Origin of the sequence: Shewanella sp. SG44-6, from assembly GCF_014164185.1 — a bacterium.
GTDB lineage: Bacteria > Pseudomonadota > Gammaproteobacteria > Enterobacterales > Shewanellaceae > Shewanella > Shewanella vesiculosa.
Window position 1 is genome coordinate 1 of record NZ_JACJER010000298.1, and the last position, 909, is coordinate 909.

Annotated in this window: 1 protein-coding gene and 1 tRNA gene; both read left to right on the forward strand. The window is 44.6% G+C overall.

What is annotated here, in order from left to right; translation table 11 throughout:
* Window positions 1-38: 38 nt before the first annotated feature.
* A tRNA-Leu gene (locus H5185_RS22285) sits at window positions 39-124 on the forward strand.
* 443 nt (window positions 125-567) lie between these two features.
* Window positions 568-834, forward strand: coding sequence for a hypothetical protein (locus H5185_RS22290; RefSeq protein WP_182743343.1), 267 nt, complete (start codon window positions 568-570; stop codon window positions 832-834).
* Window positions 835-909 lie beyond the last annotated feature (75 nt).

A 909-nucleotide genomic window follows, 5' to 3' on the forward strand; every position in this document is an offset into this window, starting at 1 on the left:
TTAATGGTTACTTTTAGTAGCGGTTAAAACAACACTTTGCCCGAGTGGTGGAATCGGTAGACACAAGGGATTTAAAATCCCTCGCTGAATAAGCGTGCCGGTTCAAGTCCGGCCTCGGGTACCATCATTTACATACGTAAGTATGGTGTAAAAAAGCCTCAACATTAGTTGGGGCTTTTTTATATCTGCAATTTGGCTTGTATATTCAAAGGTAAGAAGATATAAGCAGAGAAGATAAAATCCCTCGCGCTCTGGTTGAACATCAGGCGTGCCGGTTCAAGTCCGGCCTCGGGTACCATTATAATCTCTAGCAATAGAGAGTGGTGTAAAAAAGCCTCAACATTAGTTGGGGCTTTTTTACGTCTGCAATTTGGCTTATATATTCAAAGGTAACAAGATATAAGCTGAGAAGATAAAATCCCTCGCGCTCTGGTTGAACATCAGGCGTGCCGATTCAAGTCCGGCCTCGGGTACCATTATAATCTCTAGCAATAGAGAGTGGTGTAAAAAAGCCTCAATATTAGTTGGGGCTTTTTTATATCTGAAATTTAATGATAAAGAATACAGATGAAATCCCTCACGCTGTTGTTGAACATCAGATGTGGCATTTTTGTGGATATGGCCTACGGCCACCAACGTCGTGGCGCTTCGCCCACACCAGACCAAGAGGAAACCAACGGCTCTTCCCGCTTTTTTCTTTTTTTAGAATTGGCCCAGCCACCCCGCAACATTGTCGCTCTTTACAAAACAACAGCTGCGAAAAGGTCGCCATGGGGATTGATCCAGCTTTTGACCGCACTTGACTTCTGCCTCAGCCTTATTCGAAAATGCTAACGCTTCCGATGGTACATCCTGTACCGCGAAAGCTAGCGGGCCATCCATGGCCAGCTCACGCATTCTTTTATAAAG

Excerpts from the sequence above, each read along its gene's own strand:
- H5185_RS22290 (WP_182743343.1), top strand. The coding sequence starts at position 568 with ATGAAATCCCTCACGCTGTTGTTGAACATCAGATGTGGCATTTTTGTG.